Raw genomic sequence first — 11,990 nt, forward strand, 5'->3', positions numbered from 1 at the left:
GCTGCGTTGGCCGGTCTCGCCGACCTCGCGCAGCTCCTGCTTGACCCGGGCGGCGTCATCCAGCGACAGCCGGACCGAGACGCGGCGCGTGCTATCCGCCATGCGTCACGCCTCCTGCGTCGGTGGGGTGGTCAGGGTTCGGCGGGATCGGTGCGCCGCGCGGCGCTGCCGGCGGCGAGGCCCATCCGCAGGGCCAGGAGCAGTTCGGCGGCCGCCCAGCCAGTGGCGCCCATCTGGCGGGCGGTGGCCAGGGCTGCCGGCATGTCGAGGTCGAGGCCCGCCATCGTCGCCGCGGCGCAGGTGGTGCCGGTGGCCCAGCACGCGGCGCCCTCGATGCTGGCTGGCGCGTGGGCTGCGTAGGGACAGGCGAGGCCGCAGTCGCGATCGAGGGCCGCGCAGCCGCGGCAGTAGTCAGGGCCCTGGCCGAAGTGCCATTCGGCCCGGGCCCTCAGCCGTTTCCCTCCAGCGCCACCGCGGCGACCGGGCCGGTGGCGCGGTCCCAGAAGGCAGCGGCCATCTCGTCCATGTCCATCAGGCGCTCGACGGCCTCGGGGGAGAGCGGCAGCGGCTTGCCGGCGGCATCGCCCACGCCCTCCCAGGCAGTGACGGCGTGGCGGGCCAGCGCCTTGACCAGGAAGGCGAAGGCCAGGCCGCGCGCCATGTCGGGGTCCAGGTCCTCGGATGCGGCACGCAGCGCGCCCAGGCGGCGCGCGGAGCCGGCCTGGGCGGCGGCCATAACGGCGGTGGTGACGGGGCGGATTTCCACGCGGACGCCGCGCGGCAGGTCGAGCCAGTAGGGTTCGACGGGAAGGTCGAGGGTCAGCATGAGGGTCTCGCTCTGTTCGGGCTTCGTGCGTGCCAGGCCGGCGGCACCGATGCAGCAGCCCGCTGGGGAAAAGCGGTGCTTTTCAGCAGGCAAGGATCGCTCCCGATCCACCCGAACGCGGCAGGTGACGTGCGGAGCGGGCAACCAGGGCACATCTCTGAAAGCGGCAGGTGCCGAAGGGTGGCCGGTCAGGAGCAGGCGACCAGCCATCTGGTGGCCATGGGCGGTCTGCGGCCGGGCGGAATTGCCACACGCCAGCGTTCGACGGTTGCAACTCACGTTCCTGGGACTGGCTTGTTCCTCGGGTGACGCATAGCCATCCCTCAGCGTAGCTTGAGCGCAGATGCGGCGTGCGAAGCCGCGCACTGGAGCCGCTCGCCGCGCCGCGACCACCTGGCCGAGGCCGACGGGACGACCCAACGGAGGTCGACGACCATGCAGCAGCGCACCGACTGGCGCCTTCAGGGCGACTGGATCAAGAATTGCAACTGTGCGTTCGGTTGTCCGTGCGACTTCAACGCGCGCCCGACTCAAGGTAGGTGCCAGGGCCTGCTCGGCATGCGCATCGAGCGCGGTCACTTCGGTGAGGTGCGCCTCGACGGCCTGAGCTTCTTCGTAACAGTAGACTTCCCAGGCCCACTGCACGAGGGCAACGGCACCATCCAGCCGATCATCGACGAGCGCGCCACTCCGGAGCAGCGGGACGCACTGTTCCAGATCATGTCGGCCAAGCACTCCGACGAGGGCACCTTGTTCCACATCGTCAGCCTGATCGTGACGAAGATGCTCGACCCCGTCTTCGCGCCGATAGAAGTCGAGTTCGACATGGACGGGCGCACCGCGCGCGTCTCGATCCCGGGCGTCCTGGAGACTGAGACACAACCGATCCGGAATCCGGTCACCGGAGCGCCGCATCGGATCCAAGTGGTGATGCCGGAGGGTTTCGAGCACATCAAGGCGGAGATCGCGAGCGCGCGCATCGAAAGCACCGGCGGGATCAAGTTCTCGGTGCCTGAGGGGCACAGTTCGCTTGCTCGGGTGGAGCACACGCCTGCGGGCGTAGCCGCCTGAGCACCGCGCGGGCGGGGAGTTGTCCGGCCGCTTCCCAGGACCGCCCGCCTAGGGGGACCAGCATGAGCGACGCAGCGCCGCTCGATTGGATGCTTCGCCGGGACCGCTTCGTGACCATGGCTGTGCTTGTGACCGTTGTCGCCTTGGCCTGGGGCTACGTGCTGTTCGGGGCGGGCATGGACATGTCGGCCGCGATGACCGACGCGGCCATGGCGATGCCCATAGCCTGGTCTCGCGGCCACGCCGCGATGATGGCGTTGATGTGGGTGCTGATGATGCTGGCGATGATGCTGCCGAGCGCGGCGCCCATGATCCTGCTCCATGCCACCCTGTCGCGCCGCAGGGACCCCGCACGCGGCGGACGCCGCGCCCTCGTCTTCACGCTCGGCTACGGCGCGGTCTGGGGCAGCTTCGCGCTTGCGGCCACGGCGGCGCAATGGGCGCTGGAGCGTGCGGGTCTGCTCACGCCCGCCATGGCGGTGGGGACAGCCGCGGTGGCGAGCGCCTTGTTCGTTGCGGCTGGGGTTTATCAATTCACGCGCCTCAAACGGGCCTGCCTGGAGCACTGCCGATCCCCGTTGGAGTTTCTCGCCGCGCACTGGCGCAGAGACCTGGGTGGGGCCTTCGCAATGGGAGCCCGGCACGGCGGCTACTGCCTCGGCTGCTGCTGGGCGATGATGCTGCTGCTGTTCGCGGGCGGCGTGATGGATTTTGCCTGGATTGCGGGACTGGCGCTGCTCGTGATGGCCGAGAAGCTCTTGCCGGGCGGGCCGGTGGTTGGCCGGGTGCTGGGCGTGGTGCTCATCATCTGGGGAGCGGCGGGGCTCATCGTGGCGGTCGCTGCATGAGCGTCAGGCCGCCGCCTCGCCGGCGCTGAACTGGATTTGGTCTCTCACAGCAACCCATCTCCTGATATCACGAGTACTCCGTCCCCGCCTGCTGGTTCCGCAGCACCGCCGTCATCATCCGCGTTGCCGTCGCGTTGAACGCTGCCCTGAAATCGAAGCTGGCCTCGACCCCGGCCGGCCCCTCGATCGGCGTCTTGGCCAGGGCCAGATACACCTCGTGCAGCGTGATGGTCAGGCTTCGGTTGGCGTCAATGGTGAAGGCCAGGGCGAACTCCGCTGAGGTACCGGCCTGCGCCTGGGCCAGCAGAGTGGTGTTCTCGAAGCGCACGGTGATCTGGCCGGTGCAGCGGGCGATACCGGGATCCACGCCCTCGACGCGGCGATCGGCGCGGATAGTGCGCACTGCCTCCATCCCATTGGCGTAGGTCAGCCGCGCGCCAGTGACCTGGGCCAGCGCCGATCCGCTGCGCGTGATGCTGCCTTGCGCCTTGTTGAAGGCGGTGTAGGCTGCGCTGGTCGGCGTGCCGCCTGACGTGGCGTCCGTGCGCACCGAGCCCTGGCCAATGAGCCCGAAGGTCGCCGTCGCCGCGCCGGTCGGCGTGAAGTCCATCTCAAGCGTGTCGGCCCGCACCCCAGTGCACACGTCGAAGGACGGCACATCCGGGTAGCCGATCTCCATCGCGTTGTTCGGCAGCGAGGCCGCGCCCGAGCCGAAGGTGTGGATGAAGTTGGTCGTGCCGGTGGTGATCGGCGCGCCCAGCAGCAGGCGCAGCCAGTGGCCGATGTTGATCAGGTCGACCGGCACCACCGCCTGGCCCGCGACCGTCACCGTGTCGAGGAAGGGCGCGGCCGGATCGCGGTTGCTGCCGACCCCGATGACATCGGCATCGAGCAGCGGCTGCTCGGCGCCGAGATCGCAGGAGAGGAACGGCATGCGCCGCCAGTTGCTGCCAGGGGCTGTGCCGTAGGTGGTCTCGGGCAGCATGAGCAGGCGGCAGTTCGCGCCGATGGCACGGGGCATGGGCGTTCTCCTGGAAGGGGATCAGGCCAGCGGCGAGCCGGCGACGGTGAACCAAAGCGTGACGGGAATGGCGGCGGCGCGGGCCGCGGCGGCGCCCTCGAACTCGACATCCTCGAAGGACGGGCTGCCGGGCTGCGCCCACTCGACCGCGCCGCCGAGGGTGCGGTTCCCCGTTATGGCGGAAGCGATATCCACCAGCAGCGCATCGAGCAGGGTGTTGCGAGCGGCGGGTGTGGCGCCGGCGACGGTGATCTCGACCTCGGTGCGATGCTCGATCTGCCAGGCCAGCGGCGAGAGGATCGGCGCCTCCTCCACCGTTTCGCCGTCGTGGACTACGACGATGCCGCCCGGTGGGATGCGCTGCGGGATGGTCTCGCCGCGGAGCACGACCGGTGCCGGGTTCCGAACCGCCAGCGACGTGGCGAGCCGGCTGTGCAGCGCCGCGATGGCAGTCTCGCGCGCGCTCACGCGGCCCTGCCACTTTCACGTTCCCAGGCCGCCACGAAGCGCCGAGGCAGACGGCGCAGCCCGCGCTCGGCGGCGCCGCGCACATCAAGCCGCTTGGCGAGCTTCACCTGGGGCAGGAGCAGGAACATCGGCACCATCCCCTGCGCCAGCAGCCCGCGCGCCCAGGCCTCGCGTCCCTTGCGGTTGGCGGTGCCGACCTCCGTGACGCCGCCCGCTACCAGCCGCATGCGCCGCCGCCGGCCGGTCTGCTCACCCTGGCGCAGCGGCAGGCACCACACGAAGCCCCAGCCGGATTTGAAGGGCCGCAGGAAGGCCTGGCCGGAGGCGACCATCTGCGCCGGTGTCACGCGCATGCCCTTCCCCCCGCGCCCACGGCGCCCGCGCGCCGCGTTGAACCCGGTCGGGATGGCCAGGAACTGCCGCCCACCCTTGGCGCGGATCAGTGCGCCGCGCTCGAAGGCGTCGATGACGTTGGGCACCTTGGTGAAGACCAGCCCGGCCGGCCGCAGCGACTGGCCGCTCCGCGGGAAGATCATCGACCGCCAGGCATTGGCGATGCCCCGGGCGTTGCCTGAGAAGGCCGTCGTGACCTGCCGGCGCAGCTCAGCCTTCACCTGCTCCGTCTCGGCGCGGATTGTCGACATGGCCGCGCGCTCGCCGGCCCGCACTTCCTCCGCCAATACCTTGCGCAGGTCGCCAACGATGCTGGCTCCGAGCCGCATCGGCCTATGACCCGCCCAGGCGGCGGTTCAGCACCCGCAGCAGCAGATCATGCAGCGCAGCGTAGCCCAGCGTGCCGGCCATCCAGGCGACGGCGAACAGCCACCAACCGTCGAGTTCGAGCGCCCGGGCGACCAGCCAGGCGCCGGTACCGAGGATGCCGCCGGCCAGCGTGTGCAGCAGGAAGGCGCCGCTAAGCATCGGCCGCCCGGTCGAGGTCAGCCGCGCGACGGCCCCGAGCGCACCCAGGGCGCCGGCGAGCAGCGCCTCGCCGACGATGCCGCCGACGCGTTCGGGGTCGATCATGGCGGTGCTCCTATCGGCGGCAGAAGACGCGCCAGGCGATGCCGGCAGCATCGCGCTCGGCGTGCTGGACGGTCAGGGTGTCGGCGCCAAGGGTGAAGATGTCGTCCGCCTCGACCGCGGGCAGCACGGCGATGGCCACGGTCAGCACGTCGCTGGCCTGGATGACGCTCGTGCCGAAGGCATCGCCAAGCCGGTCCGGCGCCGAGCGAACCACGCGCAGGAGAACCGGAACCCCGATCCCACCCGCGCGATAGCTCGCATCCGTGCCGATGTTCGGATCCGCGGCGAGCACATCCATGGCCGCGGCGAAAGCGCTCACGCTGGCCGCCGCAGCCGCCAGGCGAGCACGCCGACCACCGCCGTCACGATGACCGCGATGGCGACGGCGGGCGCCAGCGTGCCCAGCGCCTGGATCGCCGGTGCGGCCTGCGCCACGGCGGTGGCGATACCCGCGGCGCCGACCAGCGCGGCACCGCGCCCGGTGCCCGTGACGGCAGCCACCTCCCGAAGCGTCGCCGGCGGCGCCGGTGGCACCCCGGCGAGGGTGAGCGCGCGATCGAGCACGCTGGCCGGATAGGACAGACCCGCACATTCATGGTGGATGATCGCTTCGACCAGCGGACGGAGGTGATCGTGCCGATGCAGGTCGATCGGATCGTCCGGCCCGACGCCGATCCGCCGTGCCACAACCGCGACATAGGCCGCAGTGTCGTTCTCCACCTTGGGCGCCCAGCGCTCGATGATCGCGCGCGGCGTCCGCAGCTTGTGCCGGTCCTGGTAGGTGACCAGCAAGGCGGCAAGCGCGCGGATGCCGAACTCATGGGTGGTGAAGCGGCAGAAGCGTCCATCCGTGGGCGGCTCGGCCAGCCCCTGCCACTTGTTGGCCGGGACGTGCTCGATGTTGCCGGGGTTGCGGTTGCGGTGGCCGCGGCTGGTCTTGGGATCCATCGGCGTCACGCCCCGCTGGCCGGGGCGCGCAGCAGCACCACGCGGACCGTGGTGTCCGCGGCCAGCGCTGCCACCGCGGCAATGCCTACCTGGAAGTTGCCGGTGGCGGTGGTGGTGAGACGGCGGTTGGTATCGTCCCAGAACAGGCGGGCCCCGGCGGTGATCGCCAGCGCCGGCTGCTTGGCGAGGTCGAAGACCCCTTTGGTCTGGCATTCGATGACGGCGTTCTGGGTGCCGTCGACAGCGGCGACGCCGAACAGCGCGCCGACCAGCACGCCCTCGCCGGCGGTGACGCCGCTGGCATAGGGAATGGCGACGGCCAGGCTATTGCCCGGCTGGATGAAGTTGCGCACGGTAATCGGCTCCTGGCCTAGGGTTGGGAGGCGGCCTCGCCGGCCTTAAGTTGGAGGCCGCCAGGCAGCGGAACGGGAGGCATCGAATGGACGCCAAAGAGTTCGAGGACGCGCTGGTGCGGGACGGATTCAGCGCTGAGGTCCGGGTCACCGAGGCGGGGAAGGTCACCCCGGAGCACAGCCATCCGTTCGATGTCCGGGCGCTGGTCCTGGATGGCGAGATCACGCTGACGACCACCGGCAGCAGCCGGACCTACCGGCAGGGTGAGGTCTTCACGATGGCTGCCGGCTGCGCCCATGCCGAGGCAATCGGCCCGGAGGGCGTTCGCAACCTGGTCGGTCGGCGCCTGCCTACTCAGGCGGCTGAGGCGGGTTAGGTCCCCGGGTTGAACCAGGCGCCGCGCCAGTCGATGGCGCCGACGCCGAAGTCGAAGATTACGCTGACCTCGACGCCATCCACGCCCTGGACATTGCCGGTGGTGACCTGCGGCCCCTCGGCGCCGTTGAGGTAGCCGTAGACATAGACCGGAGCCGCCAGCGGATCGGAAAACAGGTACCAGCGGTTGGCCGGGATCAGCGGCTCGACCAGCGGCTGCACGAAGCCCGCATAGACATTGGCGTTGCTGGTCTGGGTCGCCTGCACCGAGACCGTGAGCTGCCGCGCGGCGAGCTCCTGGTTTGGCCCGACCAGCAGCCGCATCTGCGCGCCCACCGCGATCGGCAGTCCGTCCAGGGTCTTCTGGCGCATCACCGCGGCGCGCCCGAGCGCCAGGTTCGGCAGGTCGAGCGCGGTGCCGGAGGCCGCCTTGTTCGCCCGGGTGGCGCCTGCGGCAAAGACCGCCGCGGCGCCGGTGGCCAGCGTCGGGCCATCGCCGTTCGCCGCGTTCAGCAGGGCATAGGCGGTGGCGTTCTCGAAGTCGGCCACGCGCCGGCCGATCATGCTGGCGAAGTCGGTGAAGGCGCCGAGATCGTCATTCACCAGCATCTGCCGGGTGACGCGGATGCGCCGTGCAAAGGTCTGCAGGAACACGAGCTCCTGGCTCTCGGACATGGTGCCGGCCTGGACCTCGCCATTCTCCGACAGCGGCAGCAGCGTCGGGAAGTCGCCGACGCGGAGATGCCGGTGCGGCTTGAAGTCGCGAAAGTCGCGCCGGAGGAACAGGGTGCGATAGGTGGGCGCCGCGGGCGCATAGGCGGCCAGCAGCATCTTGTTGGCGGCCGCCGAGAGCAGCAGCGGGAAGTCAGAGGTGGTGTGAAAGGCGCGCTCGGCCAGGACCGTCGGATTGCGCGGCACGTTCCGCTCGCCGCGGGCCCGCAGCAGCTCGCCGATCATGTCGGAGGGGCGCCAGCCCAGGAACTCGGTGTGGCGGCCGGTGGCCGGGGCCTGGTAGCCGGGCATGGTGCGGACGGCGAGCGCCTCGGCCATGGCGTCCAGGACCTGGGCAGGGTCGTCGTTGGCGGGACCGGTCTCTGGTCGCGCCGACAGGGAGGGCTGCGCGGCGCCGCTGGTGAAGGCGTCCCACAGCCGGCCGCGCAGCACCTCGGGGGAGACGCGGTCGCGGATGGCCAGCTGACGGAGTTCGTCCACCCGCGTCTCGGGCAGCAGGCCGCGGGCGGCGGCGAGAACCGGCTCATAGCCGGCAATGCGCTCGACGGCGGCGCGCTCCGCCTCGGCGCGGATGGCGTCCAGGTCGGGCGCGGGCGGCGCGGCGCGCGTGGGCTCGGGCGGGGCGGTGGTGGTCACGGTGGTCTCCTGGGGCGTGGGGGCGATGGGCGGCGCAGGCGTCACCGGCGCGGGATCCGGCGAAGCCGGCGTCGTCTCGGGCATGGGGGCTTCCTCGGTCAGGGCGGGTTCGATGGCAGTGGCGGGGGTGCCCTGGTGCCCCTCGCCACGGATCACGGCCAGGCCGTCGACAGGCACCGGCACGATCGAGATCTCGTAAGGCTCCCAATCCACGGCGCGGTGGATGGTCTGGCCGGTCCTGGCGTCGGGCCGGGGCTCGTAGCGGTGCACCCGGTAGCCGACGCTGACAGACTGCAGCGTGCCGTCGGCAACGCGTTGCCAGACCGGCTCCACATCGTCGGCGCCGCTGAATTGCAGGGTGGCGTAGCCGCGGCCGGACTCGAGGCGCGCCGCGATGACCCGGCCCAGCACATCCCGCGTGCCGGCGCGGCGGTGGGTGTCGAGGACGGGCGCACGGCCGGAGCGCAGAGCATCCATGCGCACCGCCTCCGGCCGCATGTCCAGCTCCTCGATGATGGGGCCGTGAGGCGGCACGAAGTTGCGGGCCCGCGCCCCGGTGGACCACACCACCTCGACGGTGCGTGCCGCGCGATTGACTGTGACGGGTGCCGCCAGCGCGCGGCAGGCCAAAATCGACTGCCCATCGGTGGGAAGTCGATCGGGCGCAGGTTCGTGCTCCGGCGCGGGGTTGCCCTCGCCCAGATCCATCGGCTCGGTCATCGGATCAGCCCTGCGGTTGCGGTTCGGGGCGGGCCGGTGCCGCGGCGCCGGTGGCGGCGATCTCGATGGCGGCGAGCTGGGCCGCGTCCTGGGCAGCACCGGACTTCGCGACGCGGCGCGGATCGCTGTCGAGCGAGAGGCCGGCGTCATCCAGCAGGGCATTGGCCTCCCGGATCATCTCCACCACCTGGCGGAAGTCGTAGCCGAAGGCGCCAACCGCCTCGGGCTGCGGCACGAAGCCGGCGCGGACCTGGGCGATCAGCGCCGTGGTGTCCTTGAGCGGGTCGATCATCTCGTGCGCGGGCGGAACGTGGGATAGGCCCTCCGGCACATCGGCGCCCCAGAGCCCGAGCAGCGCGCCCTGCGCGTGGAAGCGATCGGCGATGGGCCGGACCAGCATCGGGATCAGCATCCCGTACTGCACCTGCTCGCAGAGCCGGCGGAACTCGATCTTGCCGGCGCGCAGGCTGGAGTAGTTCGCCTGGGTGAGGTCGCCGGCGACCTGGTCGTAGGTGAGGCCAGTGCCCACCGCGGACGCCTCCAGCGCGCGGCGGGCGAAGGCGGCATGGCTGCCGCCACCGGACGGGTTCACCACTTCCACGGATCCCATGCCACGGCGGTAGAGGATCATCCCCGGCTCGAAGCTCTCGACCGTGCGGCCCTGGGCATCGCGCAGCAGGCCGGAGGCCGGGCCGGTCATGGCATCGTCGCCATCCTCGGAGATCACGGCGGCCAGGCAGGCTTCGATCTTGGCCTTCATGAGGAGAGCGGCCTCGTAGTCGCCGAGATCCCGCAGCCGGGTCAGCACCGGCGCCAGCCAGGAGACGTCGCGCAGCTGGCCAGGGCGGCGCTTGCGGTAGATGTGCAGCACATCGCGCGCGGGGACGCGCTGGCTGCTCAACCAGGTGGCACCGCCCGGCAGCACCCAGGACGCGCCGGGATGCACGCGGTGCAGCCAGTAGCCGACCGGCTCCCCCGCCTCGCCCAGCCCGATGCCCTGCAGTGTGGGGACACCCTCGATCACGCCCTGCCGGGCTGCGTCGAGGTGGTCGCTCTCCAGCACCTGGGGCCGAAGCCCGATCGGGTTGGCGGGCGTGATCTCCGCCGGCAGCAGGCGGACGAAGCATTCGCCGCTCTCGACCACCGAGCGCATGACCAGCGCCTGCAGACCATAGAGGTCGAGCCGGCCCTCGGCATCGCAGGCGGTGCTGTCGGACCAGCGGCGCCAGGCCTCAGCATGCGGCTTGTCCGGCCAGCGGGTGGTGATGCCGGCGCCGACCGCATTGCCGGTCCAGAGGTCGACGATGCGGGCGGCATACGGGTCGTTGCGGACGGCGTCGCGGGCGCGGCGTGCGACGGTGGCCGCGGCCACGCCGACCTCGGCCGTGGCACTACCGGCCGAGGCGGCCCAGCTCGAGGCGCGGCTGTCCTGGGCGGCGGCATAGCCGCGCAGCGCGTGCCAGGCCTCTCGGAGGCGTCCCATCACCTGGTTCCCTCGCGGGAGAAGCTGGCCAGCGTGACGTTGGGGCGGCGCGCGGCGCTGTTCTCCGCCGCATGAAGCACTGACAGAGCGCGGCCAAGCTCATCCAGGGATCGGTATTCCACCGTGCGGCCGTCGAAGGTGACGCGCGTGGTGCCGCCGGTGAAGGCGGCGGCCAGGGTCTGCGCCCGGCTGCCGGTAGGCTGCGCCAGCGCCCAGGCGAGAACAGTCGGATCCATGGTAGCTCTGCTCCCAAACTTGGCTGAAGGCCGAACCGACATGGATGGCGGTTGTTATGGGCATGCGGACCGCAGAGGCGGCCGCACCACACCTAGGCGAACCGAGGTGGACCGGATGCGGCTTCGTAGTCTCTGTCGCCTCGCCGCCTGCGCCGCGCTCCTGGCTGCAGCGCAGCCCGCGACGGTACGGGCCGCCGGCGACCCCTTCGAGGCGGTGAATCGTCGCATCCACACGTTCAATCGGAGCGTCCAGACCAAGGTGCTGGGCCCACTGGCCGAACTCTATCTCTCGGCCACATCTGCCGAGATCCGGCGCGGCGTTGTCAATGTGTTGGCCAACCTGAATGAGCCGATTACCGCCGTGAGCGGCTTGGCCGCCGGCAATGCCCGTCTGGCGGCGAACGCGGCGACCCGCTTCGGCATCAACTCGACCCTCGGCCTCGCGGGTGTCCACGACCCGGCCGCCGCGATGGGCTATCCGCGTCAGGCATTCGGCATCGCGGACGCGATCTGCAGCTGGGGCGTGCCGAGCGGCCCGTTCGTCGTGCTTCCGCTGCTCGGGCCGTCGACCCTGCGGGATGCAGGGGCGCTGGTAGCCACGAGCGTGACCCTCTCCCAAACGCTGGGTTCGGATGTCTACTTCGCCTGGAGCGGCAGCGATCTCTTCGTCGGCTACGCGCAGCTTCACCGCGAACTTGAGCGCATCGACGCGGAGTCGCTCGACACCTACGCGGTCTACCGCAGCGCCTACCTCCAGAGGCGCGCCGCGGTCTGCCCTACCAACCGGGCGAGAGACTCCGCAGGCGATACGGACGGCGGGCTGGAGACGCCGTGAGGATCGGTGCCACGGGTCATTATCCAGGCCGATTGTGCAACAGGCCGCTGCGCCGTTCTCACCGAAGCCAGCCTCCGCGCAGCGTGAGCCAGCCGCGCGGCCGCAGGGACTCCACTGCGGCAGCCGGCGGTGCCGGCGTCGGGGCTGGCGCGGGCGCGGCGGCGAGCGGCGCATCCGCCGCCTCGTCCCGCAACCGAGCCCAGAACTGCTCGCCGTAGCGGTCGGCACCGAGCAACCAGAGCGCCGCGCGGGCCAGCACGGCACAGTCGAGCGCCTCATTCCGCTCCCGCAGCTTGGCCCATTCCTGCCGAGCAAAGCCGCGGCGGTCCTTGGTGGTGCGCAGCTGCTCCGCGACCAGTTGCTTGACCCACTCCACCTCGATCGCCCGGGGCAAATGCACCCAGCCGGGCG

At 71.2% G+C, this 11,990-nt stretch carries 17 protein-coding genes; 4 read left to right on the top strand and 13 right to left on the bottom strand.

The genetic code is table 11. The features are described from left to right. Nucleotides 1-131: 131 nt before the first annotated feature. Both H7965_RS26100 and H7965_RS26105 read right to left on the bottom strand, forming a co-directional pair. Nucleotides 132-284, bottom strand: coding sequence for a hypothetical protein (locus tag H7965_RS26100; protein ID WP_186773479.1), 153 nt, complete (start codon nucleotides 282-284; stop codon nucleotides 132-134). 164 nt (nucleotides 285-448) lie between these two features. Beyond that, a complete protein-coding gene (locus tag H7965_RS26105) occupies nucleotides 449-826 on the bottom strand; it encodes a hypothetical protein (protein WP_186773480.1) in 378 nt (125 codons plus the stop codon). Between the two features lie 435 nt (nucleotides 827-1,261). On the opposite strand from H7965_RS26105, the gene H7965_RS26110 reads away from it, so the two are divergent. Further along, nucleotides 1,262-1,897, top strand: coding sequence for a DUF1326 domain-containing protein (locus tag H7965_RS26110; RefSeq protein ID WP_186773481.1), 636 nt, complete (start codon nucleotides 1,262-1,264; stop codon nucleotides 1,895-1,897). Between the two features lie 62 nt (nucleotides 1,898-1,959). Beyond that, complete coding sequence (locus tag H7965_RS26115) at nucleotides 1,960-2,745, top strand: DUF2182 domain-containing protein (protein ID WP_186773482.1); 786 nt, start codon at nucleotides 1,960-1,962, stop codon at nucleotides 2,743-2,745. 67 nt (nucleotides 2,746-2,812) lie between these two features. Here the strand turns inward: H7965_RS26115 and H7965_RS26120 are convergent, their stop codons facing one another. From H7965_RS26120 to H7965_RS26150, 7 genes are read right to left on the bottom strand one after another with little or no spacing between them, the layout of a single operon-like run. Further along, nucleotides 2,813-3,766 carry a phage tail tube protein gene (locus tag H7965_RS26120; protein ID WP_186773483.1) on the bottom strand — a complete coding sequence of 318 codons (954 nt, stop codon included), beginning with the start codon at nucleotides 3,764-3,766 and terminating at the stop codon, nucleotides 2,813-2,815. A 21-nt stretch (nucleotides 3,767-3,787) separates the two neighbouring features. After that, nucleotides 3,788-4,234: a hypothetical protein gene (locus H7965_RS26125; RefSeq protein WP_186773484.1), complete on the bottom strand. Its 447-nt coding sequence runs from the start codon at nucleotides 4,232-4,234 to the stop codon at nucleotides 3,788-3,790. Continuing rightward, nucleotides 4,231-4,956: a DUF6441 family protein gene (locus H7965_RS26130; protein WP_186773485.1), complete on the bottom strand. Its 726-nt coding sequence runs from the start codon at nucleotides 4,954-4,956 to the stop codon at nucleotides 4,231-4,233. The genes H7965_RS26125 and H7965_RS26130 overlap by 4 nt, the downstream gene beginning before the upstream one ends. A gap of 4 nt (nucleotides 4,957-4,960) precedes the next feature. Then, nucleotides 4,961-5,260: a hypothetical protein gene (locus H7965_RS26135; RefSeq protein ID WP_186773486.1), complete on the bottom strand. Its 300-nt coding sequence runs from the start codon at nucleotides 5,258-5,260 to the stop codon at nucleotides 4,961-4,963. A gap of 10 nt (nucleotides 5,261-5,270) precedes the next feature. Beyond that, on the bottom strand, nucleotides 5,271-5,579 hold the full coding sequence (locus H7965_RS26140) for a head-tail joining protein (protein ID WP_456308201.1): 309 nt from the start codon (nucleotides 5,577-5,579) through the stop codon (nucleotides 5,271-5,273). Continuing rightward, entirely contained in the window at nucleotides 5,576-6,208 is a 633-nt protein-coding gene (locus H7965_RS26145) for a structural protein (RefSeq protein WP_186773488.1), read from the bottom strand. The genes H7965_RS26140 and H7965_RS26145 overlap by 4 nt, the downstream gene beginning before the upstream one ends. Nucleotides 6,209-6,213: 5 nt before the next feature. Continuing rightward, complete coding sequence (locus H7965_RS26150) at nucleotides 6,214-6,561, bottom strand: DUF2190 family protein (protein ID WP_186773489.1); 348 nt, start codon at nucleotides 6,559-6,561, stop codon at nucleotides 6,214-6,216. An 86-nt stretch (nucleotides 6,562-6,647) separates the two neighbouring features. Here H7965_RS26150 and H7965_RS26155 point away from each other — a divergent pair, with 86 nt between their 5' ends. Next, entirely contained in the window at nucleotides 6,648-6,938 is a 291-nt protein-coding gene (locus H7965_RS26155) for a cupin domain-containing protein (protein ID WP_186773490.1), read from the top strand. Here H7965_RS26155 and H7965_RS26160 read toward each other — a convergent pair. The 3 genes from H7965_RS26160 to H7965_RS26170 are packed head-to-tail and all read right to left on the bottom strand — an operon-like array spanning nucleotide 6,935 to nucleotide 10,744. Further along, nucleotides 6,935-9,025, bottom strand: coding sequence for a prohead protease/major capsid protein fusion protein (locus H7965_RS26160; protein ID WP_186773491.1), 2,091 nt, complete (start codon nucleotides 9,023-9,025; stop codon nucleotides 6,935-6,937). The two genes, H7965_RS26155 and H7965_RS26160, sit on opposite strands and share 4 nt — an antisense overlap. Before the next feature lie 4 nt (nucleotides 9,026-9,029). Then, nucleotides 9,030-10,508, bottom strand: coding sequence for a phage portal protein (locus H7965_RS26165; protein WP_186773492.1), 1,479 nt, complete (start codon nucleotides 10,506-10,508; stop codon nucleotides 9,030-9,032). Further along, entirely contained in the window at nucleotides 10,508-10,744 is a 237-nt protein-coding gene (locus H7965_RS26170; protein WP_186773493.1) for a phage head-tail joining protein, read from the bottom strand. Before H7965_RS26170 ends, H7965_RS26165 begins: the two co-directional genes overlap by 1 nt. Nucleotides 10,745-10,859: 115 nt before the next feature. On the opposite strand from H7965_RS26170, the gene H7965_RS26175 reads away from it, so the two are divergent. Continuing rightward, nucleotides 10,860-11,579, top strand: a complete 720-nt coding sequence (locus tag H7965_RS26175; protein WP_188959850.1) for an MlaA family lipoprotein — start codon at nucleotides 10,860-10,862, stop codon at nucleotides 11,577-11,579. Nucleotides 11,580-11,637: 58 nt separating this feature from the next. Here the strand turns inward: H7965_RS26175 and H7965_RS26180 are convergent. Then, on the bottom strand, nucleotides 11,638-11,990 hold a 353-nt coding region (locus tag H7965_RS26180), incomplete at its 5' end, for a terminase gpA endonuclease subunit (protein ID WP_186773495.1).

The organism is Siccirubricoccus deserti, assembly GCF_014283215.1.
Classification (GTDB): domain Bacteria; phylum Pseudomonadota; class Alphaproteobacteria; order Acetobacterales; family Acetobacteraceae; genus Siccirubricoccus; species Siccirubricoccus deserti.

Bases quoted from the DNA above. Each gene is read 5' to 3' on its own strand.
- H7965_RS26100 (WP_186773479.1), bottom strand. From the start codon at position 284: ATGGCGGGCCTCGACCTCGACATGCCGGCAGCCCTGGCCACCGCCCGC.
- H7965_RS26105 (WP_186773480.1), bottom strand. From the start codon at position 826: ATGCTGACCCTCGACCTTCCCGTCGAACCCTACTGGCTCGACCTGCCG.
- H7965_RS26110 (WP_186773481.1), top strand. From the start codon at position 1,262: ATGCAGCAGCGCACCGACTGGCGCCTTCAGGGCGACTGGATCAAGAAT.
- H7965_RS26115 (WP_186773482.1), top strand. From the start codon at position 1,960: ATGAGCGACGCAGCGCCGCTCGATTGGATGCTTCGCCGGGACCGCTTC.
- H7965_RS26120 (WP_186773483.1), bottom strand. From the start codon at position 3,766: ATGCCCCGTGCCATCGGCGCGAACTGCCGCCTGCTCATGCTGCCCGAG.
- H7965_RS26130 (WP_186773485.1), bottom strand. From the start codon at position 4,956: ATGCGGCTCGGAGCCAGCATCGTTGGCGACCTGCGCAAGGTATTGGCG.
- H7965_RS26135 (WP_186773486.1), bottom strand. From the start codon at position 5,260: ATGATCGACCCCGAACGCGTCGGCGGCATCGTCGGCGAGGCGCTGCTC.
- H7965_RS26145 (WP_186773488.1), bottom strand. From the start codon at position 6,208: ATGGATCCCAAGACCAGCCGCGGCCACCGCAACCGCAACCCCGGCAAC.
- H7965_RS26155 (WP_186773490.1), top strand. From the start codon at position 6,648: ATGGACGCCAAAGAGTTCGAGGACGCGCTGGTGCGGGACGGATTCAGC.
- H7965_RS26160 (WP_186773491.1), bottom strand. From the start codon at position 9,025: ATGACCGAGCCGATGGATCTGGGCGAGGGCAACCCCGCGCCGGAGCAC.
- H7965_RS26165 (WP_186773492.1), bottom strand. From the start codon at position 10,508: ATGGGACGCCTCCGAGAGGCCTGGCACGCGCTGCGCGGCTATGCCGCC.
- H7965_RS26170 (WP_186773493.1), bottom strand. From the start codon at position 10,744: ATGGATCCGACTGTTCTCGCCTGGGCGCTGGCGCAGCCTACCGGCAGC.
- H7965_RS26175 (WP_188959850.1), top strand. From the start codon at position 10,860: ATGCGGCTTCGTAGTCTCTGTCGCCTCGCCGCCTGCGCCGCGCTCCTG.